24 protein-coding genes are annotated in these 24,533 nt (G+C 50.2%); 20 read left to right on the top strand and 4 right to left on the bottom strand.

What is annotated here, in order from left to right; genetic code table 11:
• Entirely contained in the window at positions 1–3,648 is a 3,648-nt protein-coding gene (locus GVJ32_RS01045; protein WP_159238198.1) for a translocation/assembly module TamB domain-containing protein, read from the bottom strand.
• Entirely contained in the window at positions 3,645–5,447 is a 1,803-nt protein-coding gene (locus GVJ32_RS01040) for an autotransporter assembly complex protein TamA (protein WP_159238197.1), read from the bottom strand. The genes GVJ32_RS01045 and GVJ32_RS01040 overlap by 4 nt, the downstream gene beginning before the upstream one ends.
• A 212-nt stretch (positions 5,448–5,659) precedes the next feature.
• On the opposite strand from GVJ32_RS01040, the gene GVJ32_RS01035 reads away from it, so the two are divergent.
• Entirely contained in the window at positions 5,660–6,976 is a 1,317-nt protein-coding gene (locus GVJ32_RS01035) for an MFS transporter (protein ID WP_159238196.1), read from the top strand.
• A gap of 226 nt (positions 6,977–7,202) precedes the next feature.
• Here GVJ32_RS01035 and GVJ32_RS01030 read toward each other — a convergent pair whose 3' ends face one another.
• Entirely contained in the window at positions 7,203–7,868 is a 666-nt protein-coding gene (locus GVJ32_RS01030) for a nitroreductase (protein ID WP_159238195.1), read from the bottom strand.
• 161 nt (positions 7,869–8,029) lie between these two features.
• Complete coding sequence (locus GVJ32_RS01025; RefSeq protein ID WP_159238194.1) at positions 8,030–9,010, bottom strand: malate dehydrogenase; 981 nt, start codon at positions 9,008–9,010, stop codon at positions 8,030–8,032.
• Between the two features lie 286 nt (positions 9,011–9,296).
• On the opposite strand from GVJ32_RS01025, the gene ttcA reads away from it, so the two are divergent.
• The 19 genes from ttcA (at position 9,297) to ccmI (ending at position 24,520) form a co-directional block, all read left to right on the top strand.
• Positions 9,297–10,199 (top strand): tRNA 2-thiocytidine(32) synthetase TtcA, encoded by a 903-nt coding sequence (ttcA, locus tag GVJ32_RS01020; RefSeq protein ID WP_159238193.1) that lies wholly within the window; start codon positions 9,297–9,299, stop codon positions 10,197–10,199.
• A gap of 280 nt (positions 10,200–10,479) precedes the next feature.
• Complete coding sequence (locus tag GVJ32_RS01015; protein WP_159238192.1) at positions 10,480–11,178, top strand: hypothetical protein; 699 nt, start codon at positions 10,480–10,482, stop codon at positions 11,176–11,178.
• Positions 11,178–12,173, top strand: a complete 996-nt coding sequence (locus GVJ32_RS01010) for a flagellar motor switch protein FliG (protein ID WP_159238191.1) — start codon at positions 11,178–11,180, stop codon at positions 12,171–12,173. Before GVJ32_RS01015 ends, GVJ32_RS01010 begins: the two co-directional genes overlap by 1 nt.
• 121 nt (positions 12,174–12,294) lie before the next feature.
• Complete coding sequence (locus tag GVJ32_RS01005) at positions 12,295–12,639, top strand: Hpt domain-containing protein (RefSeq protein ID WP_159238190.1); 345 nt, start codon at positions 12,295–12,297, stop codon at positions 12,637–12,639.
• Positions 12,640–12,755: 116 nt separating this feature from the next.
• The gene (gene fliM / locus GVJ32_RS01000) at positions 12,756–13,709 is read left to right on the top strand and encodes a flagellar motor switch protein FliM (RefSeq protein ID WP_159238189.1); all 954 of its coding nucleotides are present in this window, start codon (positions 12,756–12,758) and stop codon (positions 13,707–13,709) included.
• 86 nt (positions 13,710–13,795) lie between these two features.
• Positions 13,796–14,215, top strand: a complete 420-nt coding sequence (gene fliN, locus GVJ32_RS00995) for a flagellar motor switch protein FliN (protein WP_159238188.1) — start codon at positions 13,796–13,798, stop codon at positions 14,213–14,215.
• A 40-nt stretch (positions 14,216–14,255) separates the two neighbouring features.
• Positions 14,256–14,822: a hypothetical protein gene (locus tag GVJ32_RS00990; protein WP_159238187.1), complete on the top strand. Its 567-nt coding sequence runs from the start codon at positions 14,256–14,258 to the stop codon at positions 14,820–14,822.
• Positions 14,819–15,664 (top strand): MinD/ParA family protein, encoded by an 846-nt coding sequence (locus tag GVJ32_RS00985; protein ID WP_159238186.1) that lies wholly within the window; start codon positions 14,819–14,821, stop codon positions 15,662–15,664. Before GVJ32_RS00990 ends, GVJ32_RS00985 begins: the two co-directional genes overlap by 4 nt.
• Before the next feature lie 98 nt (positions 15,665–15,762).
• Entirely contained in the window at positions 15,763–16,134 is a 372-nt protein-coding gene (locus tag GVJ32_RS00980) for a response regulator (protein WP_159238602.1), read from the top strand.
• Between the two features lie 217 nt (positions 16,135–16,351).
• On the top strand, positions 16,352–17,227 hold the full coding sequence (locus GVJ32_RS00975) for an Hpt domain-containing protein (protein WP_159238185.1): 876 nt from the start codon (positions 16,352–16,354) through the stop codon (positions 17,225–17,227).
• A 129-nt stretch (positions 17,228–17,356) separates the two neighbouring features.
• Entirely contained in the window at positions 17,357–18,025 is a 669-nt protein-coding gene (ccmA, locus tag GVJ32_RS00970; RefSeq protein ID WP_235034994.1) for a cytochrome c biogenesis heme-transporting ATPase CcmA, read from the top strand.
• On the top strand, positions 18,018–18,704 hold the full coding sequence (gene ccmB, locus GVJ32_RS00965) for a heme exporter protein CcmB (RefSeq protein WP_159238184.1): 687 nt from the start codon (positions 18,018–18,020) through the stop codon (positions 18,702–18,704). Before ccmA ends, ccmB begins: the two co-directional genes overlap by 8 nt.
• Positions 18,705–18,853: 149 nt before the next feature.
• Positions 18,854–19,630, top strand: a complete 777-nt coding sequence (locus GVJ32_RS00960; protein ID WP_235034993.1) for a heme ABC transporter permease — start codon at positions 18,854–18,856, stop codon at positions 19,628–19,630.
• The gene (gene ccmD, locus GVJ32_RS00955; RefSeq protein ID WP_159238183.1) at positions 19,630–19,827 is read left to right on the top strand and encodes a heme exporter protein CcmD; all 198 of its coding nucleotides are present in this window, start codon (positions 19,630–19,632) and stop codon (positions 19,825–19,827) included. The genes GVJ32_RS00960 and ccmD overlap by 1 nt, the downstream gene beginning before the upstream one ends.
• A gap of 15 nt (positions 19,828–19,842) precedes the next feature.
• Positions 19,843–20,304 carry a cytochrome c maturation protein CcmE gene (gene ccmE, locus GVJ32_RS00950; protein WP_159238599.1) on the top strand — a complete coding sequence of 154 codons (462 nt, stop codon included), beginning with the start codon at positions 19,843–19,845 and terminating at the stop codon, positions 20,302–20,304.
• The gene (locus tag GVJ32_RS00945; RefSeq protein ID WP_159238182.1) at positions 20,301–22,283 is read left to right on the top strand and encodes a heme lyase CcmF/NrfE family subunit; all 1,983 of its coding nucleotides are present in this window, start codon (positions 20,301–20,303) and stop codon (positions 22,281–22,283) included. The genes ccmE and GVJ32_RS00945 overlap by 4 nt, the downstream gene beginning before the upstream one ends.
• The gene (locus GVJ32_RS00940) at positions 22,270–22,827 is read left to right on the top strand and encodes a DsbE family thiol:disulfide interchange protein (RefSeq protein ID WP_159238181.1); all 558 of its coding nucleotides are present in this window, start codon (positions 22,270–22,272) and stop codon (positions 22,825–22,827) included. The genes GVJ32_RS00945 and GVJ32_RS00940 overlap by 14 nt, the downstream gene beginning before the upstream one ends.
• Positions 22,824–23,315, top strand: coding sequence for a cytochrome c-type biogenesis protein (locus GVJ32_RS00935; RefSeq protein WP_159238180.1), 492 nt, complete (start codon positions 22,824–22,826; stop codon positions 23,313–23,315). Before GVJ32_RS00940 ends, GVJ32_RS00935 begins: the two co-directional genes overlap by 4 nt.
• Complete coding sequence (gene ccmI, locus GVJ32_RS00930) at positions 23,312–24,520, top strand: c-type cytochrome biogenesis protein CcmI (protein ID WP_159238179.1); 1,209 nt, start codon at positions 23,312–23,314, stop codon at positions 24,518–24,520. The genes GVJ32_RS00935 and ccmI overlap by 4 nt, the downstream gene beginning before the upstream one ends.
• The last annotated feature ends 13 nt before the right edge of the window (positions 24,521–24,533 follow it).

Here is a 24,533-nt window from a genome sequence, read left to right as displayed (position 1 = left end):
TCAGTGTTCGCCGTGCTCAATCTTATAAAGTAAGTCAATGCTCTGGGCTTTGCCGGACTGGGCTTTTAGGCCTAAGTTTTTGCTTAGGCTGTAATCCAACTGAACACTGCCGGTGGGTGTAAAAAGATTCTGCACATAGCTGATAAATAAATCCGGTGTCAGGTATTTCCCCACCACCAAGGCACTGTCTTCGTAGCTGTCGCCGCCCTGTAGGCTAATCACATCCACACCAAAGGTATTTTGCAGGGTATTGGTAATGCCTCGGCTTTGCGATATACCGAGTGCAGTGGCGGCGTTCATCACCTGGTTAGCGTCTGATTTATTCAGGTCTGAGGGTGCTTTGCCGGTAATTAAAATCGCCATTACATCTGTGGGTGGCAGTGCCGGTTCAGAGAAGAGTTCGCTGCGAATGTCCTGCGCGAAACCGCCGATATTCACGCCGACGGTGACGGTTTTGGTTTCTCTAACAGCGGTAATGTTTAGGCCGGGGTTGTCCAGCGGCCCCTGAAAAATAAGCAGCCCGCGCTCAACATTTAATTTTTGGCCGTAGGCTTGGTAGATACCGTCGTAAAGTGACAGGGAGCCAAAGGCTTGCAATAAACCCTCTGGTTTTTGGCTTACTTTTAATTTCCCGTCTAGCCGAGTACTGAGTCCGTAGCCCTTAAATTCAAAGCTGTCGTTCAAGGTGATATCAATTCGGCTGTCTATGGCGCGCGCTTGTGTTTTGCTCTTATCGCTTTGCGAATTGACGATGCGTTCATCAACTGAGACCCCAGCAGCTTGGTCGGGCAGGGCCTTTAGCGTGTAGTTGCCTTTTGGTATGTCGAGGCTACCGCGTATTTTAATAAGCTCCGGCGTGATACTGGTGCTGATGTTTGGTGAAATCACCAACATTCCTTCGCTGCGGTCTAGGGCGGTGATATTTTCGCCGCTAATTTGAATTTGCCCAGTCGGCCCGCCAAGCTCGCCGAGTTTACCTTGGCCGCTAATATTAAGTGATCCGTCACCAGAGGGAATAGTGCTGTCCAATTGCCAAGGGCCACGACTATCAAACGTGAGTTTGGCGTCTGCATCGCGCAAGCTAAGTCCAAGCTCTGGTAAGTCCATTTTGACTTTGCTTAGGCTTATTACTCCGTCGGCCACTGGTGTTGCGAGTTGGCCGCTAGCGGAGATATTGCTTGTCAGCACGCCATCGAGCTTTTCGAGTTGGGGGAATAGGCCTCCCAGCCACCGGAGGTTGTTGAATCCGCCTTCAATGCTTCCCTGAATGTCACTGCTCGCCGATAGCTCTTGAGTCGCGATATTTGCGGCGATACTGCCAATATCGTCGATGCTAAATAGGGCATTGCCGCGCAGACGGTTGTGCTCAAGCTCGGCCTTGGTCGTGAAGCTTGCGCGGTATTCGGCGGCGCTTTGATCTGCAGAGCTTTGGTAGCGAATCAGAATATCTTCGCTATTGATTGTGATATTGCCGCTGAGGTCGTCGCTTTTACCCGCAACAGAAAATTGGCTGTTTATTTGCCCTGTTATGGCGGAGCCGGAGGGCAGGCCCGCAGCGAAGCGTTCTAGCGGCAGGGCGTCAATGAGCCCACTCGCTTTAATGGCGCCATCTTTTAATACTAGCTCGCTGCACACTCGCGTGCTGTCCTGGCCTAAACATAGACGAGATAGCGACACGGCATTGGCCGCTAGCGCCAAGTCACTGTTGCCAATTAACTGCCACGGCCCGCTAGCGCGGCTATTAAGCGACAAACGCTGAATGTTAGTTTGCCACTGGTATTGCGATTTAATTTGCTGCAGTGCGCCGCGTAGGTCGAGATCAATATGTTTGTCGCCATCACGTAATTGCAGGTCGAATTGGTGTTGGGGAAGGGTGCCGCTGCCATTGAGATCAAGTGCGGCATTGTTTAAAACCGAGGCCGAAATTCCCTCGCCGTGTAAACGTAAGTCGATTGCCGCATTGCTCTGGGTGTTTAGGTTTAGCGTGGCATTGGCGACACTGTATTGCTGATAACGAAGGGCTTTTGCATTTAGCGTGGCGCTAATTTTCGGCGACTTTCCTTTGTCAAAAAGTTGTGTGATGGCACCGCCGTGCAGGCTGCCAGTTGAACTGATCGCGCCGCTTAGATCAGGTAAAATTTGACTTAAATCGGTGGCGGAAAGCTCCCAATATAATTCGCTTTTATCGGCCAATTTGCCATTTGCTTTAAGGCGATTGTCACCTAGTTGCAGTGCTAGCTTCTTGAAAGTCTGTCCTGTGTTACTAATATCGAAACTGCCATTGCCGGCAATGGCTTTTCCTGCTAATTCGCCATCAAGGGAGTTTATGGTCAGCGCTGTTTGGTAAAACTCATCCTGCCATGAGCCGCTGCTATCAATATCAGCGGCTAACTTGAATGGCCATTGGGGGAGGAGGTTTTGGGTGTCAATATCATCTGCAATCAGCTTTAGCTGCCACTTAATACTGGGGCTGGTTTTGGTTTGATTTACGTCGACGTTGCCTTGAACGGCCAACGCGCCAGCGCTGGTTTTTAGCGAAAGCGTGTTTACTAGCAAGGCGAGTTTTTTGCCGCTGATGTCGAGTGTTATATTTGCGGGTTTTACGAGCAGCTCATCAATAAGAGTTGCTTGGCTTGAGTTGGCAGCTTGAGCGTCGATACTCGTTTTGGCTTCAAGCTGACTTTGAAATGTGAGGCTATAGCCCTCCCAGCCACCCTTAATGAAAAGCTGCCCATTGGTGCTGCTAACTAATGGCTCAGCGCTTTGCCCATTGTCTTGGTGTGGTGGCAGCGCAAGTGTCACCCAGTTTAGGTTGGCCTCAAGCTGCATTTTTTTAATATCGATCAACGCCTGCGAGGGCTCATACCATTCGCTAAGCATTAACTCGCTGCGTATGATTGCTGGTTCGCTGAGTTGATGACTAAGGCGCAGATTTTCTAAGTTACCAGACAAGCTACCCTTGCCGCTGTACTGGCCTTGTTCCGCGAGCCGTAATCGCCAGTCGAGATTTAAGCGCATTTTATAGGGCGGGCGATTATTCACTGCGCCGCTAAGATTGGCGCTATATTCCTTGCTTTCAATATGTAGTTTAGAAATATTGCTACTAATAAGCCCGCTGTGTGCTTGCAGGGACACTTCATCGATGTATTGCTGTGTGTCACCTTGTTGAATGTTTATGGCTTGAGCGCGCACGTCCTTTAATGCGACGGGAAACGGCAGCGTTAAATTTGGCCAGGGCGGCGGTGATGTCGTTTCCGCTTCCGCTTTTTCTGTGTTAAGAATTTTGATGTCTAGTTGCGTGATATGCAGCTTATGTATCGGCAGTTCACCACTTAAAATTCCCCATAAATTCCAACTGCTGTCGATGTCGGCAATGCGGATATCTGCGCTAGGAAGGGGGAGGTGTAAATCTTGAAGTTGAATCCCACTTGCCAGCGTACCGCTATATGAGGTGAAGCTCGCTTCTGGTGAGATAAACGACAGACTCTTGACAAGCAGCCAATCGCTACCCCGTTGGGTATCTAAAATTGAATACAAGGCCGCAAGACAAGTGACGACGATCAGAGTGCAAACCAGCACGCCGCGCAATATCCATTTGCCAATTTCAGCAGGCCAGCTTTTGGCTGTGTTTGGGTGATACTGCGTCATAAATCTGGTCCCATTGAGAGATGGAAGCGGAAGCCGCCATCTTTTAAGGGAAAGCCAAAGTCGACGCGAATAGGCCCGATAGGTGAAAACCAGCGCAGGCCGATACCTGCGCTGCTATAAAAAGTAAAGTCGCTAGTGTCGAAGGCATTGCCGGCGTCATAGAAGGTGGCCAGCGCAAAATCGCCCCGCACGCGGTGGTCGTATTCCACGCTGCCGGTGAGTCTATGTTTGCCGCCGACCACGTCGCCGTCGCTATTTTCTGGTCCCAGTGACTCGTAGGCAAAACCGCGCACACTATTGTCGCCACCGGCAAAGAAGCGCAGCGACGCGGGTAATTCTGAAAAGTCATCTAGCGCGGTAAAGCCGATACCGCCGCGGCCGATGAGGCGGCCGCCGAGCAGTGGGAATATCATCTTTCCGTCCAGTTCAAGCTGGGCCAAGCTAACATCAGACACTACGCCATCTAGGGCGCCCCGCGCGGCAGTGGTGATGCGCCAGCCCTGTGTTGGGTAGCGGCGATCATTGGCTTTGCTGTGTGCAAAGGCAATGCCGGGCATGAGTAGTGTTGAGGTGTTGTCTACGTCGGCAATGTCAAAATTCTCATGCAGAAATTTTAAACTCAGGGTCTGAACCCAGCCGCCACTGCGCAGAGAAATAAGGGCAACTTCGGCACGGTAGCTGGTGCTTTCTGAGGTGTCGGTGTCCTTTTTTTGCACGCCGGTTGACCATACCGTTTTATCGCTCAGGGGGTTGTCGCCGGGTTGCGAATATTGCAAGCCGAGGTTAGATAGTACCGGCGAGTATTGGCTGGAAAGCTGATAGGTGTCGCCGTCATCGTTGACTCGTCGATTGTGCAGGCCGTAACTCACCCGGGGGCCAGTATCCGTTGAGGCGCCGATACCTGCGGTGGTTTCATACTGTTTTTTAGGCGCGGTGCTGATGCGGGTCGCCACGGTTTTGCTGTCACCATCGGGGTTGTCTTGATCAACACTTACCGAAGCAAAGTAATTGCTGCTCACCAAATTATTTTGCAATGTAATCAGCTGATCGGCCTCAAAGGGGGCGCCGCTTGTGAAGGGTAAATAGCGTTTCAGTAGGGCGTCATTTAGCAAAGACGGGCCGAACTCTATCGCGCCAAAGCGGTAGCGAGGCCCACTTTCATAGCTAATTAGCATAGCCGCAGTGTTCGAGTCAGTATTGATTTCTAGGTTATGTTGAGTGAATTTGCCTTCAAAATAACCGGCATTGCGGGCGCGTTGGCTGATCTGCTTTTTAATATCTTCGTAATCGCTGTGCCGTAATTTGTCGCCCACTTCAATGGGGAGCGCCGACAGATATTTTGTGAATACCTCGTCGTGTTCGCCTTCTCCCTCAACGCGAACGTCTAGCTTTGTAATGCGGGTAACTGGGCCGACCGTGAGGTCAAGATCGAGTTGCCAGCAGCTATCTTCGCTGTCTTTTTTGAGCAGTTTTAAAGGATTGGCGGTATCTAGTAGCGAGCCTTTTTCACCCTTGCTTTGGCGCTGCCCTATATTTGTCGTCAAGGTCCATTTGCCTTGGTAGTACCCTAGAGCGCGCAATGCAATTGAGATTTTCTCATCACTGCCACGCAGACGGCGGCGGAGCTTGGTTTCTGATAAGGCGCAGTTGACGTCGTTTAGCGCCAGATGGGCACGTATATTTTCTTCCAGTTTGGAGTTTGTGCCCTTTATCGATAGCGTAGCGAATTCATTGTCTGCGGCTTGGGCGCAAGCGCAATACAAAAGCACGACAATTAGCGGGATGGCCCGTTTTAGCATAAATCCTGAGTGTGCATGGTGGTGATAGTGAGTGAGGGACAGATTATGCCTTGGCAGAATTTTGCTAGCTACTTTAAGCTGAGAATATTTACCCGTGGCGAATTTCGTCCCGCGTCTACGTTTGGACTGCTGTTAGAATGTTTAGTTTGCGGCATTGCGGTGAGAGCTTACGTAATGAACAGAGTCACCGATTTCACAGGGCATAAAAATTTATGAGGCGTTTGCTATTACCCCTAGCGGCTCTCTTGCTGTCGGACGCGCTTTTGCTAGTTGGTCATGGCTTGATGCTGACCCTCTTGCCACTGCGGGCGGAGATTGAGCAATTTTCCGCGACTGAGACCGGTTTGACGGCGTCGACCTATTTTGTCGGCTTTGTACTAAGTTGCCTTGTTACACCGCATATAGTGCGTCGCGTTGGGCATATTCGAACTTTTGCCGTACTAGGAAGTATTTTTTCCTCGGTAGTCTTGGTCTTTCATGCTCTGCCTATTTTCGTCGCATGGTTGGTACTGAGATTTATTGTCGGCTTTTGTATTTCCGGTTTGTACATGGTGATAGAGAGCTGGTTAAACGACCGTGCGACCAGAGAAACACGGGGCACAATACTGTCGCTCTACACCGTAATAAATCTAAGTATGATTATTGTCGGTCAGCAGATGTTGAATTTTGCTGATCCCTCGGGCCCCGTGCTATTTGGCCTAGCGGCGATTTTGTTGTCACTCGCGATTGTACCAGTTTCACTCACGGCCACAGTCGCACCAGCACCTATGCAGGCGGTAAAACTCGACTTCCGGCGCTTGTGGCGCATGTCTCATGTGGGGATGGAAGGGGCAATTACCAGCGGTTTAGTCACCGGCGCATTTTGGGCGCTGGGACCGGTCTATGCCCGTGGCTTAGGCTTAGATACCTCGCAGCTCACATTGTTTATGAGTGGCGCGGTGCTGGGCGGTGCGCTATTTCAACTGCCGCTGGGACGCTTGTCCGATCGCTACGACCGGCGCTTGGTCTTGTATTTTTCGAGTCTTGCGGGGGCGGGTGTCTCCTTGCTTCTGGTCTTTGTGCCAGCGGCAGGTAACTTACTATTGTTGCTGGCGGTATTGTGGGGTGGGGCGGTTATGACCATGTACTCCATTTGCCTAGCCCACACCTCCGACAATGCCGAGGCTGCCGATTTTGTATTGGTTGGCAGCGGCATCTTGTTTTTATTTGGCTGTAGCTCCGCGCTGGGTGCGCCACTTGCGTCACTGTTCATGCTGTTACTTGGTCCATCGGGACTATTTGTCTTTTCGGCGGTGTGTTTGCTCGGTTTTACACTCGGCATTTCGATTCGACGTAAATCTCATGTACTGCCTGTCGTCGACGAAACCGAGCCATTTGTGCCGGTGTCGGTAACCTCGCCAGTAATTTTTGAACTAGATCCCCGTACCGAAGAGACTGAAATTGCACCAGACTTGGAGCCAAGTGCCAGCGCTGAGAATGAGCCTAGACTGCAAGAGGAAGAGGGGGCTGATGTGAATAATGAGCGATAGCGTATTAGCTCATCGCATTTTATTACAAGCGCAAGATGATCAAGGGATGGAATGGGCTTGCTAAGACCCAAACCCAAGAGTTTTATATAAGGAGCCTAAAAGTCTACTTTTATGCAATTGCAGTGATCTAATCCACAACCTCAGCGCCGCTATATCATAAAGTGGCCAGCGTAGGTTTCTACCACAAGCCGGCCACAGCAATCTCATATCGGTAAATCGACTGTCCTTAGCTAATAAACTGCACCAAATCCGCCAGTGGATCACGATCCATAATCACGTCATTAATGCGCGCACCAACATCTTCATACCCGAAAGACAGTCCGCAGATGATGGCGTTGCCGTCGGGAATATTGGCAATTTTAAAGACCGGGTCGGGGTAGAGGGCTAGGGCACCCTGCGGGCAGCTTGCCAAGCCATTTTCGACCAGTAACAGCATGAGGGTTTGTAGATAAATGCCAATATCAACTGCATTTACTGCGCCCATGCTAGCGGGCATTGAAATAAAGGCAACGTGGGGAGCATCGAAAAACTCCCAGTTTTTCATGGCGAGTTGTTGGCGCTTTTCTTTTTCGTGGCGCTCGATTTCCATAATGCCGTAATAGGTGAAGGCACATTGGTATTGGCGGTCTTTGTACACGCCGGTGAGGCCTGCGTCGCCGGGGGTGAATACGGGGCTAGGGGCTTTGCCAGACATAATTTCTTCAAATATGGCTGCTTGTAAATCTTTGCGAGCTTGCCCAGATACGACCACGGTATGCCAAGGTTGGGTATTGCAGTTGGAGGGCGCAAAGCGGGCTTTATCAAAAATCTGTTCCAGTAATTCTGGGGCGACCGGGTCGGTTTTGTATCCGCGAATAGAGCGACGGACTTTTACGGCATCGGAGACATTCATGAGGCTATTTTCCAGATCATTTTATAAAGTGCTAAACGGTAAATGATTTTTCTTGAATAGTCATTGGCGTTAGCAGTCTTTAATAGTGATTCGCGTGCGTATTATTTATGTTGCCCAATAAAAAGGCGGCCGAAGCCGCCTTTCTAAGAACAATCTTGCGATTATGGCAGAAGGTGTTTTACACCGTCACGCTCTTCGGCAAGTTCTTGCTCAGTGGCTTGCATTTTGCCACGGCTGAAATCATTGATTTCAAGGCCTTGAACAATTTCCCACTCGCCATTTTTGCAGCGGCAAGGGAAAGAGTAGATCAGGCCTTCTTGGATGCCATAGCTACCGTCGCTGTAAACACCCATAGAAACCCAATCGTCACCAGTTGTGCCTAGTGCCCAGCTGCGCATATGACCGCTAGCGGCGTTTGCTGCAGAGGCGGCAGAAGATGCGCCACGCGCTTTAATAATGGCTGCGCCGCGTTGCTGTACAGTTGGGATGAAGTCGCCTTCAAGCCATGCTTGGTCAACGAGGTCGCTGGCGGTTTGGCCAGAAACTTTTGCATTGAACAGGTCTGGGTACTGAGTTGCTGAGTGGTTGCCCCAGATCGTCATATTGGTCACGTCATTAACTGTTTTGCCAGTTTTGATAGCAATTTGAGTCATGGCGCGGTTGTGATCCAAGCGGGTCATCGCAGTAAAGTTGCGTGCTGGAATGGACGGCGCATTACGCTGAGTGATCAGTGCGTTGGTGTTTGCTGGGTTGCCAACAACCAATACCTTGATGTTTTTGCTGGCATTCTGATCAATAGCTTTACCTTGAACAGAGAAAATAGCAGCGTTAGCTTCGAGCAGGTCTTTACGCTCCATGCCAGGACCACGTGGGCGTGCGCCAACAAGTAGTGCGTAGTCAGCATCTTTAAAGCCAACATTTGGATCGTCGGTGCAAACAACACCGGCTAGCAATGGGAATGCACAGTCTTCTAGCTCCATACGCACGCCTTGTAGGGCGTCCATCGCTGGAGTGATGTCGAGTAAGTGCAGAATAACGGGCTGATCGTCGCCCAGCATAGCGCCGGAAGCGATACGGAAAAGAAGTGCGTAGCCAATTTGGCCGGCTGCACCGGTAACGGTGACGCGAACTGGTTGTTTCATTGGGCGATTCCCTTTCTGGTGGTGGTGTGATTTTTGAGCGGGTGCGATCGGACGTGGATTACACGATCCGACATGCACCCGTGCCGGGGTCTGGCCGTGTACGAGACACCTCATGCCAGCAGATTTTGGCGGGCTAATGATAGTCATCTCCGCCAAGGATTGCCAGCGCTAGGGCGCGTTAAGGGTAAATACGAGGCTTGATGCCACCCGGATGGGCTGATTGGTGGCCGCTGCGGCGACGTTTCTATATAATGCGCGCCCCAGTCCTCCATTTGATTTGCGTACCATGTCTAGTTTGCCGAAACTCGAATTCAACAAGCTTCAAAAGCGTTTGCGTCGCCACACCGGGCAGGCGATTGAAGATTATAAGATGATCGAAGAGGGCGATCGGGTGATGGTTTGTCTGTCTGGAGGAAAAGACAGTTACACCATGCTCGACATACTCATGAACCTGCAAAAGAGTGCACCGGTTAAGTTTGAGTTGGTCGCGGTTAATATGGACCAAAAGCAACCGGGCTACCCAGAACATGTACTGCCAGAATATTTAGATGTTTTGGGTATCGAATATTACATCGTTAATAAAGACACTTATTCGATTGTTAAGCAAAAAATTCCCGAAGGTAAAACGACCTGCGGTCTATGTTCGCGCCTGCGTCGCGGTACCCTGTACGCATTTGCGGAAGAAATTGGCGCGACTAAAATTGCCCTTGGCCACCATAAAGACGACATCGTACAAACCCTGTTTTTGAATATGTTTTACGGCTCGCGGATTTCTGGGATGCCGCCAAAGCTGCTATCTGACGATAAACGCAATATTATTATTCGACCTTTGGCGTATTGCCGTGAAAGCGATATTGAGGCTTTTGCCGCGCATAAGGCGTTTCCGATTATTCCCTGTAATCTTTGCGGTTCGCAGGAAAACTTACAGCGCCAGAATATTCGTAAGATGCTAATGGATTGGGAAAAAGCCGACGGTAGCCGCATCGAGAAAATTTTCTCGTCTATGCAAAATATCACGCCCTCGCAAATGGCCGACACAAATTTGTTTGATTTTGCTTCGCTGACTATCGACCGCAGCGGTGAGCGCAAAGAGTACGAATTTGGTGATTCTAGCCAAACGATTGATGCGGGTGGGGTGCCTTCGCCCTTATCCTCACGCAGTGACGTGATTGAGTTGGTTCATCTTTAATATCTTGTCTCAAAGCTGTCTAGGCCCAAGTGACTCCGGCAGCTTTTCTTCTCTCTAGATAAATATTTCCTCCTTAAATGGCATTCACGAATGCTGGCCTGATTTCTGCTATAGCTAGGAATATTAATTAGTTCGTAGCGGAAGTGGCGTTTGTTTATGCGTATTTTCCAGTGTTTTGTCAAAATAATGACAGTAATTGAGGTGTTAGAGCTTTGATGTTTAGGGTTGTCATTTTATTGACAGCACCTATCGATAGGGTGTTAGTTCTTGAGGATATAGCGTGACGAAGTCTGTAGTGACTGAAAATAGCCCCCATTCTACGCCCAGCGTCATTGCGATAATCATCCTGTTGCTTCTGGTGTTGGCGGCGATAGCCGTGACCACCGAAGCGGCTTGGCAGCAATGGCGCTTTGCTGATTTCTCTGTTTCGGACAAGGGCGTGACCGATCAGCGCAGCCAGCGCGAGTTATATCTTGAGCGCAAAGTTAAGAATCTGGCGGCGTCAGTGCTTGATACGAAGGATATTAAGGTGAGCGTGCAGGTAGGCACGGGCGGAAGTAGCTTTGATTCAGATGCGGTTGAGAGTAAAGCGGTGTTGGTACTTGTGAATAACCGCCGCCAAAACACGAGTGTTGAACAAACGCTTTCTACGTTGCTAAAAGCAGGTTTGGCGATAGACGAGGCGCAGGGCGATAGCTTTACGATGCAATTTCTTGTCTTTCCTAGCTTGAGCGATAGCACAAGGTCTGTGCTTGGTTTTACCGTGCTCCAGCGAATGTATATTGGTTTAGCTCTACTGTTAGTGGGCATTGTGGGCTTGATTTGGGCGCTTCATCGCTACCGCCAATCTTCTGTTCAGTCGCAGGAATTACTTGATGATTACAGTGATCAATTAAGGCGCTTTAAAGATATCGCGCAGGACGAACCCACGCGAGTGGCGAGCGTCTTGAGTGAGTGGTTAAACGGGGTTCCCAAGTGATGGCGACGGCGATTCACTTATCAGACGCGGAGCAGGCGGCGGCCCTAATTATGTCATTAGATAAGGCCCAAGCGGCGGCGATAATGCGAGCTTTGCCGCCGGCCGACGTACACCGGCTGGCCGCAGTGATGAGTGGCATGGACGCACCGAGTAGTGCTGAATTTCATCAGGTATTGACGCGTTTCCATAGTGATGTAAAAACCTTCTCGGGGGTCAAGCCCAGCGCAGGTGACGCGGTATTAAGTCTGCTGGAGGAGGCGCTTGGCTCGGAGCGTGCTAATTTATTGAGTGACCGGCTTGCGCTGCACGGTCAGTCTCGGCATATCAGTAAATTGAAGTGGTTAGAGAGCAATACTATTGTTGATATTATTCAGCGCGAACACCCTCAAATACAGGCGGTAGTCATTGCCTGTCTTGATGCGCGTCAAGGCAGCGAGGTCTTGCTGGCGTTTGAGGGGTCGCGGCGATTAGATTTGCTTGCTCGTTTGGCGGGTTTAAAGAGCCTTACTCCAGCGGCGCTTGAGGAGCTGGACTGGTTGTTGGAACAATATTTTAGTCAGGTTGGACGGCCACTTGGTCGTACCATGACCGGCGATTCATTGGCAGCGGCCCTGCTAAATGAAATGGATGTGGGGTCAGAAAGTAATTTGCTTAATGGCTTGCGTGCTACTCAGCCAGAGCATGCGGCGCGGGTTGAAGAGCTGATGTTTGGTTTTGCTCAAATTGGCAATATGGCTGAGCAAGATGCGGCCTTGCTTGTTAAACAGCTCTCGCCAGAGATACTTGCGCCTGCCCTGGCCGAGTCCGGTGCGCAGCTCCGGCGGAAGTTTTTAAATGTATTAAGCGCAGAGCAAAAGCAGGCTGTGACAGCGTTGTCGCGACGATATACGCAGGCCGAATCCGTAGCGGCGCAAGTTGAAATTGTGAAAATTGCGAAGCAAATGGCGGCGGTTGGCGAAATTATTCTCGATGCGCGCAAAATTGATGTGTTTTAATGGGCTCAGAAAGCGGTACTGATTAAATTGCAGGAAATTCCGCAGTAATTTTTTAATTAATGCCTGAAAATTAGCCTATCTTTGGGCTGGAATCTTTTGTTAAACAAGGACGTTTAAGTACATGCCTGCGTTGAATTTGGTGTTATTAGAAGAGTTGCGTGGATTCATGGAGGAGGATGTCTTTACCCTCATTGATGAATTTGAAGTAGACACCCAGGAACGTTTGGCAACGATAGGGCGGGCAATAGAAAATCAAGACGCCGAGACCCTGAGGACTGTTGCTCACACCGTGAAAGGGGGGGCGGCTTCATTAGGTGCGGATAATCTCTCCCAGCATTTTCGCGGTTTAGAGCTGCGCGGTCGCGATGCCAGTTTTCAAAATATCCAGCAAGATTTTAGTAATACCCAGCGCTGCTTTGTTGAGGCAATGGGTTTGATTCGCAAGTGGTTGGCCGAAGGAAAATAGCCTGTTGTCAATTTTTTGACAACAAGTCTATTGTTTAAGCTGTTGATTTTTATAATAATAATGTTGGCTCAAGTCTTGCTCTAATCTTGGTATTCCACCTTTAGAGCGGTACAGGCGTGACGGCGAAAGATTTACTCTCCCAAGCAGAAATAGACGCATTACTGGCCAATGTGCAGGCGCAGGCCTCGCAGCCAGATTCTGCTGGGGCTAGTGCTGCCCGCTCTTTCGATTTGGCAAGCCGCCGTCGTTTAAAGAAGCGTCGTCTGCCAGGTTTGGAACAAATTAATAAGCGTTTTGCAGAATACTTTAGAGACAGCATTTCTGAGGTTTTAGGCCAAAGTGTTGACGTTGCCGCAATCGATTTACAGTTCCAACCCTATAGTGAATACCTGCACTCCCTATACGTTCCCACCTCACTAAATCTCATGCGTTTACACCCACTTAAGGGCGTTGGGATGGTCGTGTTTGACGCCCGTTTAGTGTTTCGATTGGTAGATATGTTCTTTGGTGGCAACGGTACCCAGGGGCATGCAGATGGACGCGACTTTAGTAAAGTCGAGCGCCGTGTGATAGGTCGTTTAATAGATCGTGCCCACAGCGATTATGATCGTGCTTGGCGATTAGTGAGTGATGTGCGCTGCGAGTCATTGGCGATGGAGGTGAATCCGGCGATGGCGTCGATTGCCGGTCAGGCCGAAAGCGTAGTGGTATGCCGTTTCCAAATAGAGTTGGATAGTGGCGGCGGTGGTGAGTTTCATATTGCTTTACCGTTGGCAATGTTGGAGCCAGTTATGGCGCTGCTTAGTAAAACCGAATCTGCTGAACAACTTAGCAATAACGTCTACTGGCAGAGTCAGGTAAGTCATTCACTGTTAGATATGAATGTGGCAACTCGTTGTACTTTGGCGGAGCCGGTAATGAGCTTGGGGCAGGTGGCAGCCTTGCAGGTTGGAGATGTTATTCCATTTAATAGTCGCGAGCCTTCCGTGTTAAAAGCGTCTGGGGTGCCCTTGGCGCGAGCGCAGCTAGGTTTGGTAAATGGCTATTTAGCATTGAAAATTGTGGATTAACACGGTGGCTGGAATAGGCTATTTATGTATTGTGGTGCGAGCTAACGATAAACACGTTAGCTTGAAATAAGCGATGAGAATTAAATATGGATAATCAAGACGAGCTTCGCCGTCAGCGTCAGGCATTAAAAGACGAAATGGAGGCCGCAGATCGAGGCGACTTCCAACGTATGTCCGGCGGTAGCTTTGCTGAGCCAAAGCCGACGGATGGCGTGGGTGCGCGGCTTCGCGATCGCAGTCCTGAGGGCCCTGATTTATCAATGGTGATGGATATTCCGGTGCGCCTTACGCTAGAAGTGGGCGGTAGCGATATGCCTATTCGCGACTTGCTACAATTACATCAAGGTGCAATCGTTGAGCTGGATCGCCAAGCCGGTGAACCTTTGGATGTATTGGTTAATGGCACATTGATTGCGCGGGGCGAAGTGGTTGTCATAGAAGACAAGCTTGGAATCCGGCTGACCGAAGTCGTCAGTCAGGCTGAACGTTTACAATCGCTGCGCTAATTTTGCTCAGCTAGTGATCTAGCCCGGAGATAAATAAAATATGAAACGTCGGCTGGTATTTTTAACTCGCCATCAAGAGGCATTAAGTGAAATTGCTGAGATGCTAAGGCAGCCGCATTTGCAGGGTTGGCGCTGGCAAATATTCACCAGCGCTGACGCCGAAGTTCAGCGTTTGAATTTGCCCTTAGCGTCACCATTACTTGTTAGTAATATGCTTGGCGGTGCATGGCGCGGCGGATTTTGGGGTTTGTTTTTTAGTTGGTTGCTACTGTTGTTTGGCATGTCGCTGTTCACGGTTGATTCCGAGCTGGCGCGGAATATTATTTTTTATTCACTGCCTTTATGCATGGTGTTCTTCGGCGGATGGGAGGGTGGATTACTTGGTCTGATGCAACATAACCCTGCTTTGGAGGAATACCGCGTTCACGCTGAAGCGGGATCATTTGTTTTGCTTGTCGATGTTCAGATGGTTGATCAGCGTTTATTGAAGAAGATAATGGCGATGTGTAATGCCGAGCAAATCGGTGAACATACCCAGCGTATGTGGGGCTTCCCTTGGCGGGAAAATATTTATAGCCCGGTAACGTCAGCGGTGCCGCTGTCATGACTCGGCCTATCCAAGTGATCGCCGTAAGTGGTGGTAAGGGCGGTGTAGGGAAAACCAATGTCGCGATTAATATTAGTGTAGGTCTAGCCGAAGCGGGTTCTCGGGTTGTTTTGCTCGATGCGGATTTTGGCTTGGCCAATGTGGATGTGCTACTAGGTTTAAAGGCTAGCAATACCATCGAACAGGTGTTGGATGGCAGTTGTTCGCTGCAAGACATTATGCTTACAGGCCCGGCGGGAATTAAGATTATTCCCGCTTCATCCGGCACGCGGCATTTAAGCATGCTCGGTTCAATGGAGCACGCCGGTTTAATTCGCGCCTTTAGTGACATCGCTAATCAATTAGATGTGCTTGTGGTAGACACGGCGGCGGGGATATCTGATTCCGTGGTGAATTTTCTTAGCGCCGCGCAGGAAGTGCTTATGGTGGTGTGCAATGAGCCCAGCTCGATTACTGATGCCTACGCCTTAATAAAATTAATGAATCGGGATTTCGGCCGTAGCCGCTTTCGTATTGTCGCGAATATGGTGGCGGATGAACGGGAAGGGCGTCAGCTGTTTGAAAGTTTAAACCAGGTATGCGGTCAGTTTTTAGACGTAGGTTTGATTTACGCCGGCACTGTGCCCTTCGACACCAAATTGCGCGACGCTGTTCGTCAGCAAACGCCGGTTATTTTGGCAGCACCTAGCAGCGAGTCTGCAAGGGCGCTTCGAGGCTTGGCGGCGCAGGTAAAAGAATGGCCTCTGCCTGCGAGGGCGCAGGGGCATCTGGTGTTTTTTGTAGAGCAGTTACTCACAGTAAAAGACCGAACCGACGGCGCGGATAGTGCGGTGCGCTTTTAATGAAGGACGAGGATCGCAAAGAGCTGTCTCCCAATCCTTTTGGCGAAGCCTACGACGAGGCCGACCCCGTCGCATCGACCTCGTGCTCGCCCGATGATATGCGGATCTTGGTGGTGGAGGGTTTTTCTACCATGCGCCGCATTATTCGCAATCTGCTTTTGGATTTAGGGTATCGCTATATCAGCGAGGCCGAAGATGGCTTATCGGCTTTGCCAATGCTGCACAATCAACGCTTCGATCTGGTGGTTACCGATTTACTCATGCCGAGAATGTCTGGGCTGGCGCTGTTACGGGCGATACGGGCAGACAGTACCTTGGCGCATATTCCGGTGTTGATGATTACGGCTGACGCAAAGCGAGAGCAGATAGTTGCGGCGGCGGAGGCCGGTGTGAACGGTTATATGGTAAAACCGTTTACGGCGGCAACTTTGGAAGGGAAGATTCTAGCGATTATTCAGCGGGGGACTTGAGGACAATTTATCGCTTTATGTACTGTTTTACTGGCTTGATTGAGATCGTAAAAATATTGCTGGAATGTGATCGAGCTTACAGCTAAGGACTCGTCGATTAGCGATAATAGTGATTGTCATCGCGCGCGTATTTATTGTCGCTGATGCTGACGATAAGGCACGGTGTTAGCAGAATTGCTAAGACCGTGCGATAAAACAGATATAACTCGGGTGTGCTGTGAACGAAATTGAACACGAAGGTATTTTGGCGATTTTCCTCGCGGAAGCGGAGGAGATTGTTCAACGCCTGTCGGAACAGCTGGCTGAGTTACGTTATGGCTATGATGGTCAGCGCATCTTGGATGACATTCACCGTGGTTTTCACACCTTATATGGTGGGGCGACGGTCTTAAAGCTGGATGAGTTGGCGGAGTGCACGCAACTGGCTGAGCGGGTTATGGAGCGCGTTCGCACTCGTCGCGTATCAATGACGCCGAGTTTAGTGTCTTTGTTTGTTGCCACTCTTGGTGCGACTGAGCTGATGTTGGCGCGCCGGATTAATCACCAAGAGCCTAGTGGCATCGATAGTGAATTAAAATCGCGTTTGCTGCGCGCGGCGGATCGCAATAACAGCCCCTCGGCGGCCAATAATCCTGCGGTGCTTTCTGGTGATCCTATGAGCGTCTTTTTTGATGGTCGCTTGCAACCTAGAGACAAGCAGCTCAGTGATTTGGCGCCGTCGGTTTTGCAATACGAAAGCGCGAGTTTTGCCCCCTTGGCGCGCCCAACGTCCAGCGAGTCGCCAGGGGGAGTGGTGTTAGAAAACGCAGGGCGCGATACCTTTCAGAGCTATTCAAAGTCTAATTTTGAAACGCTTGACGCTGTTATTTCAGCACCGCTTAGGCAGTCGCAGGCTGAAATAATGCCAACTTCTGTCGCTGATACGGCTAGTGGTTTAGATAATCTAGTGGGCGAGTTGAGTTGGGTCAGGCAGCGCTTGATGAAATTTCGTGGCAAAGGCCATTCGGCAGAGCTCGACAAAGCCCTCGTATATTTAGACTTAGTCACTCAGGATTTTGAGCGTTTGCGCCGGCAAGACGGCAAGAATAACTAGCTGTTGCGTGATGCCGCATTGTTGTGTGATCCACTGAACTTGTCTCCTAACACTTCTGTAATTCGTTTTCAGCACTAAACCCCCTTTTGTTCGTATATACTTGGCGGCGATTTTGCGCATGTCGTCGACATGTCTGTGCGTAGACAAGCGGGAGTGGTTTTGGCAAATACGGGGCTGGAAGTTAAGCGGTTATACAGCGATCGAGATGATCGAGTGCTGTTTGCAGATTTGTGCTTTCAGCTCGATGCCGGACAGCTTGTGCAAATTGCAGGTCCTAATGGCAGCGGTAAAACCAGCTTGCTGCGGATTTTGGCGGGCCTTTCCAGCCGCTATGAGGGCGAGGTGCTGTGGCAGGGTAAGTCTCTGCTCAAACAGCGTCATGAATACCTACAGCAGCTTCTTTACATTGGTCACGGCGCCGGTATTAAGGCGGTGCTAAGCCCGTTGGAAAATTTACGCTGGTCCTGCGCCTTGCGAGGATTGAATAATAATGACGATAAGATTTTATCCGCATTAGAAAAGGTTGGCTTAAGTGGATTTGAAGAGCAGGCCTGCCACTCCTTATCGGCGGGTCAACAACGCCGTGTAAATCTGGCCCGATTATTTTGTATTCCCGCCAGCCTTTGGGTTCTCGACGAACCCTTTACCGCCATAGATCAGCGCGGTGTGACCGAAATAGAACGCTGGTTAAGTGAGTTTGTCAGCGAGGGTGGTGCCGTATTGCTAACTACCCATCATCGCCTTAGCTTCGCCCACGAATTTAAGATTGTGACTCTGGGAGAGGCAGCCAATGTCTGATTCTGGATTAGCTAAATTAGTCGTAGCAGTATTGCGACGCGACGTAATGGCGTCGCTGCGACGGGGCAGTGAGTGGTCAAATCCCTTAGTTTTTTTTGTGATGGTCTGTGCCTTGTTTCCTCTTGGTATCGGCCCGCAGCCAGACCGCTTAGCAGAGCTGGCCCCCGGCATTTTATGGGTGGTTGCCTTACTGGCGTCGCTATTGGCCACCGATAGCTTGTTCAGGGGCGATTTTGATGATGCTACCCTCGAACAAATGCTGCTGAGCCATCAGCCCCTTTATCCACAAGTACTCGCTAAGACCTTAGCACATTGGCTGATGACGGGATTACCCCTTAGTATTTTATCGCCGGTCTTGGGGGTGCTTTTACAGTTACCGGCGAAGGGAATGCTGGCGCTGATGGTGAGTTTGCTGCTGGGCACGACGGTGTTGAGTTTTATCGGTGCGATAGGAGCAGCATTAACGGTAGGGCTGCGGAAAGGGGGCTTGTTGTTGTCGCTTATCGTATTGCCTTTGTATATCCCCGTGCTTATTTTTGGTAGTAGCGCAGTGAAGTCCGCGGTCGAGGGTGGGGAGTATTTTCCACAGTTGGCAATGTTGGGTGTGTTTTATCTAGTGGCCTTGGCATTATCGCCACTCGCTATCTGCGGCGCGCTGCGGATTAGTGTTGATCAGTAATGGCTTGGCGGTGCGTTGTTTACTGGCGTTAGCGTGTTGTGCGCGGTTTTCAATTTTATAGCGAGGCTAAGGTATAATGCCCGACCTTTATGGCGGCCCTTATAATCACCGATCCTGACGTCGACAATTAGCGATTGTTTGGGTCGGATTTGAATTTTAAAAAAGAGAATAGTGCTTTGTCGATTAGCTCAACCTTCCATAAATGGGGATCACCCCGTTGGTTTTATCAGTTTAGCGGTAAGCTATTACCGTGGCTGGCGGGCCTGTCTCTGCTGCTATTGGTGGGTGGCGTTATATGGGGCTTGGCGTTTGTGCCGGCGGATTACAAGCAGGGTAATAGCTTTCGGATTATCTATATTCACGTTCCCGCCTCTGCGGTGGCGATGGGCGCGTATATGACGATGGCGATTGCTGGCGCCATTCATTTGATTTGGCGAATGAAGTTGGCGGCGATGGTAATGAAGGCCATTGCACCGATTGGCGCTTCACTCACTTTTCTCGCTCTGCTTACCGGTGCTGTATGGGGTAAACCAACTTGGGGTACGTGGTGGGTGTGGGATGCACGTATTACCTCAGTTCTGATTTTGTTCTTTTTGTATTTGGGCATTATTGCCTTGCATCAAGCCTTTGAAAATCGCGACGCGGCGGCCAAGGCCTGCGCGGTATTGGCCATAGTTGGCGCGGTGAATATTCCAATTATTTATTGGTCGGTAGAGTGGTGGTACAGCCTACACCAGCCGGCAAGTATCAGCTTTACGGGCCAGTCTACAATTCATCCCACCATGCTGCGGCCACTGATGGCGACCTTAAGTGGCATGTATTTGTTTTTTACTTGGGTATTGCTGTTGTTTGTTCGTGTTGAAATTTTGGATCGAGAAAGAAACACACGCTGGGTACAAGACCAGATTTGTGGAGAATCGCGCTAATGTATTTTGACACTGTAGGCGATTTTCTCAGTATGGGTGGCCACGGACCTTATGTCTGGTTCTGCTACGGCGTAAGTGCCTTGGTACTCAGTATTTTAGTGGGCGTGGCACGAAGCCGCCGCAAGCAGGCGGAACAGCAGATACGCGCTATAGTGCGACGCAAAAAGGCGTCGTCATCGAGCACAACACAGCATTAAGAGATTTGTATGGCTATGCATCCTCAGCGCAAACAGCGCCTTTTGATTATTTTATTCATTTTAGTGGTAACCGGCTTGGCGGCGGGATTGCTGGGCTATGCGCTAAAAGAAAATATTAATTTATTTTATCCGCCTGCCGACATTGCTGCTGGCAAGGCGCCGACGGGTAAATCTATTCGCGCGGGTGGTATGGTGCAAGAAGGCAGTGTTCAACGCGCCAGCGATAGTTTGGTAACGCGATTTGTCGTAACGGATTTTAGTGCAACAGTAACGGTAGAGTACGAAGGTATTCTTCCGGATTTGTTTGCCGAAGGCGAAGGCGTAGTAGCCTCGGGTAAATTAGGTGAGGATGGAATTTTTTACGCCACCGAAGTGCTCGCAAAACACGACGAAACCTATATGCCGCCAGAAGTGAGTGACGCCCTAGAGAAATCTGCGGCCAGCCGCGCTGCACAGCAAGAGAAGGGCAGCTTGTGATAGTTGAATTTGGTCACCTCGCATTAATACTTGGTTTTTGTTTTGCTTTGGCGCTGGCAATTTTGCCGCTGTGGGGGGTATTCCGCGGTGATCATCTGGCAATGCGTGCGGGCCGATATTTAAGTTTTGCACAATGTCTGTTTACTACCATTGCCATTGCTAGCCTGTTTTATGCGTTTTTAACTGACGATTTCTCGGTTGATATCGTTGCCGCGCAATCAAACTCGCTATTACCTGCGGCGTATAAATTTAGCGCGCTGTGGGGCGGGCATGAAGGTTCGCTACTGCTGTGGTTGCAGATTCTGGCTCTATGGACGGTCGCGGTAGCTGTTTTCTCGCGGCAATTACCGCTAGATATTCTTGCTCGTGTGCTGTCGGTTATGGGGATGATCGCAGTTGGTTTTTTCGGATTTTCTCTGTTTACGTCTAATCCCTTTGCCCGTCACTTACTGAATGTGCCCGCAGACGGGCAGGACTTAAACCCACTGTTACAAGACCCCGGTATGGTGATTCATCCACCGATGCTTTATGTGGGTTATGTCGGATTTTCAGTCGCCTTTGCCTTTGCAATTGCTGCACTAATGAGTGGCCGAATGGATGCGAGTTGGGCGCGTTGGTCGCGGCCATGGACAAACATCGCGTGGCTGTTCTTAACTGTTGGTATCGCACTGGGCAGCTGGTGGGCCTACTACGAATTGGGGTGGGGTGGCTGGTGGTTTTGGGACCCGGTAGAGAACGCGTCGTTTATGCCCTGGTTGGTCGGTACCGCGCTAATACATTCATTAGCGGTTACCGAAAAGCGTGGGGTGTTTAAGAGCTGGACGCTGTTATTAGCAATATTTGCCTTCTCCTTAAGTTTATTGGGCACCTTTTTGGTTCGCTCTGGGGTGCTTACCTCGGTACACGCGTTTGCTGCTGATCCTACTCGCGGTATGTTTATTCTCGGGTTTTTAGTGATTGTGGTTGGCGGCTCCCTAACGCTCTATGCCTTTCGTGCACCGAGTAATCAGCAAACTGCCACTTTTACGTGGTTGTCCCGCGAGGCCTTGTTGCTCGTCAACAATATACTGTTATTGGTTGCGGCAATGACCGTGCTACTCGGCACTTTATTTCCGCTAATTATGGACTTTGCCGGACTAGGTAAATATTCGGTAGGGCCACCGTATTTCAACGCTATTTTTGTGCCGCTAATGTGTTTGATGGCCCTGGTGATTGGTATCGGGCCGTCGTCACAATGGAAGAGAAGTAACCCCTCGTCGTGGATCAAGCCATTATTGGCTGCATTCGTGAGCAGCGTAGTATTGGGCTTTGTAATTCCTCAATGGTTTGGCGACGGTATACACATTGGGGCAACTATTGGCGTACTGCTGTCGGCGTGGATTGTCCTCAGTAGTGTGGTGAATCTGCGCAGTAAAGTTCGTAATGCGCCGACCTTGGTGAAGGGCTTAAGCCGGCTTACACCCTCGTATTACGGTATGCTAATTGCGCACATTGGCTTTGCGGCGAGTGTGCTTGGCGTCGCGATGGTGACCAGCTTTAACGACGAGCAGGACATTCGCATGTTGGTCGGGGAGCGCACCGAAAGTGCGTTTTCATATGAAGTGAGTTTTGATGCGATACAGGCGATTACTGGGCCAAATTATCAGGGTCAGCGTGGCACATTTTCGCTGTGGCAGGGCGATAAACTCATCGCTGAGTTGCACCCTGAAAAGCGTCGCTACCATGCCCGTAGCAGCCAGGTGATGACTGAAGCGGCTATTGATGCGGGTTTAATGCGCGATGTGTATATCGCCTTGGGTGAGCCTGTGGGCAAAGACGCATGGGCGGTGCGTATTCATGTAAAACCATTTATACGTTGGATATGGCTAGGCGCAATACTCATGGCTATCGGCGCCTTATTGGCAATTTGTGACAAGCGTTATCGGCCTAGTGCAAAAACGGTGATAAAAGCGGACGGAGAACACAGTGCAACGACTTAAGTTATTTTTACCGCTACTGGTTTTTGCACTGTTGGCGGCGGTTTTTTTTGGTGTCGAGCGCCGCGTACAAACCGGCGATTACGCGCCAACGGATTTACCGTCGGCCCTGATTGATAAGCCATTGCCAGATTTCGTGGAGCCAGCCCTAAGTGATGGTCGGCCCATTAATAAATCGCAGATTGTCGGCGAAATCTTCTTGCTGAATGTGTGGGCAACATGGTGCCCAACCTGCCATTTCGAGCACCCGTTTTTGCTGAAGCTGGCGGCGGAAGGTGTGAAAATTGTCAGTATTGATTACAAAGATGACGCAGATGCAGCCAAACGCTGGTTAGCTGAAAAAGGTGACCCATATTTCCTTACTTTGTTTGATGAAGACGGTTCTCTGGGCTTAGATCTTGGTGTGACCGGTGCGCCTGAAACGTATTTGGTCGATGCCGCAGGGGTGGTGCGGTTTCGTTATCAGGGTGCCTTAGAGAAAAAGGTGTGGGATAAAGAGTTTGCACCACGAATCGCGGGTTTAAACGCAAAGGATTCGGATCAATGAAGGCCTTATTATTAAGCTGTATTCTAGCTTTATTCAGTATTGCCGCAGCGGCGGTTATCGAAACCTATCAGTTTGATACTCCACTGCAGCAACAGCGCTATCATGCCTTTATTGAGGAGCTGCGCTGCCCTAAATGCCAAAATCAAAACTTATCTGGCTCAGATTCCGCCATCTCTAAAGATTTACGCCGTCAACTACACAGTATGATTATGGACGGCAAATCGGATATCGAAATCACCCAATACATGGTTGCGCGCTATGGCGATTTTATTCTGTATCGTCCACGTTTTAGTAGCCAAACCGCGGTGTTATGGTTGATGCCGATTGGCTTGTTGCTGCTCGGTTCGTTGGTTTGGTGGCGAATGGCATCCAGCCGCAAGCGAGTGCAATTACCTGTCGATGAGGCCTTGTCGCAAAGTGATCAGGAGCGGCTGCGGGCATTATTAGATGATGATGACAATGCCGAGCGAGTGGAGGAACGCTCATGATGAGTTTGTATATTGGCATCGGCATCTTGCTGTTATTGGCGGCTATACTCGTCCTGCTGTCTTTACGCAGCCGGGAGGCAAGCCAAAGTGACGTCCAGTTACATCGTCGTGCGCAACGGGAGTTCTATCGCCAGCGTCAGCGTGAATTGCGCAGTGATTTGGATTCGGGACTGATTGACCAAACTCAATTTGCTGAACTTGAGCGGGAGTTGGATAGGCAGCTGGTTACTGAGTCTGCCAGTGAGGGCGCACCCTCAGAAACCCGATCCAAGCGTACCTATTTATTACTTGTATTGGTGTTAATCCCTGTTGTTGCCCTACTTATTTATGACCGTTTAGGCTATCGGCAAGACTTGGCCCTGCGTGAATTGCAGGCAGAGATTGTTCGTGATGGCATTGATGATGCGAGCTGGCAGAGCTACCAAGCCCTTGTTGAAGATATTTTGGTGCAAAGGCCAGATAGCGGCNAGCATTTGGTGATGATGGCGATGTTGTATCGTCAGCAGGGTGATTTTGCCGGTGCTTTGCCTTATTACCAACGTCTTGAAGTTTTATTCCCGCAAGATCCAGATGTGCTGGCTCAATTGGCGCAGGCGCGGTATTTGGTGGGCGACAGAAACGTTGATGCGCAAACTCGCAGCCTGCTAGATCGTGCTTTGGCAATTAACCCAAATCAGGGTACTGCTTTGGGGGTGCTGGGCATCGACGCATTTGCCGGTGGGCGCTATCTTGAGGCCTTAGCTCATTGGCAGAAACTGCTAATACAGCTACCCTCTGGTTCGCCTGAAGTTGGGGTGATTAGCGGTGGTATCGCTGAGGCTAAGCGTCGCGCAACAGAAGTGGGAGATTTGCAGGGGCTGGAAGTCAGTGTCACCTTGGCCCCGGAATTAGGCGCTGCGCCACTCGGGGTGTTGTTTGTGGTGGCTAAAAGCAGCGATGGCAACCCTATGCCAGTAGCCGCATTACGCATCCCCTTGTTGACCACACAGGAATGGCCTATTAGGCTTCTGCTCACGGATGCGGATGTGATTCGACAAGGTATGGGCTTGGATGATTTTACCGAACTTAGCCTGTCAGCACATATTAGCCGTGCAGGGACAGCTATTCGTCGCAATGGTGATTGGGTCGGTAAACCTATTCAAGTTGAACTGAAAAAGGTCAATGAGCCACTAAGTTTGTCGATTACCGAGGTGCAGGGAAACTAAGCTAAAACCGTTT

It is taken from the genome of Zhongshania aliphaticivorans (genome assembly GCF_902705855.1).
Lineage (GTDB): Bacteria > Pseudomonadota > Gammaproteobacteria > Pseudomonadales > Spongiibacteraceae > Spongiibacter > Spongiibacter aliphaticivorans_B.
This window is presented reverse-complemented; position numbering and strand designations above follow the sequence as displayed.